General features: G+C 71.4%; 1 protein-coding gene. It reads right to left on the reverse strand.

All coding sequences use genetic code 11. The annotated features are described in order from the left end of the window. The coding region (locus NE591_RS14720; protein ID WP_256157043.1) for a hypothetical protein at positions 1 to 273 on the reverse strand (273 nt) is incomplete at its 3' end. Positions 274 to 297: the final 24 nt, after the last annotated feature.

The following is a 297-nucleotide window of genomic DNA, read 5'->3' on the forward strand; positions in this document are numbered from 1 at the left end:
GACGATGCATGCGGCCGCGTTGATCGGGCCTTTGGCCCGCGGGGGTCGCGCTGTGGGTGCCGGGGAGGAGGTTTCGTCGCCGACCTCGTAGGGGGCCGACGCGTCCTCTTCGAGTACCTGGTAATCTACAGGAGGCTCTGTCTCGGGAATCACCTCGCCGATGGCCGCGGGAACGGCCAGCTCGCCGGTGGCCCGGGGCGCGAGTGCTTCCTCGGCCTCGGCGGTCGTGACCGCCGCCTGGTCGGCGACGACAATGGCGGACGCGGCCTCCATGAGCGCCGTTTCCTCGGTGGCGCG

It is taken from the genome of Adlercreutzia sp. DFI.6.23, from assembly GCF_024462535.1.
Classification (GTDB): Bacteria; Actinomycetota; Coriobacteriia; order Coriobacteriales; family Eggerthellaceae; genus Adlercreutzia; species Adlercreutzia rubneri.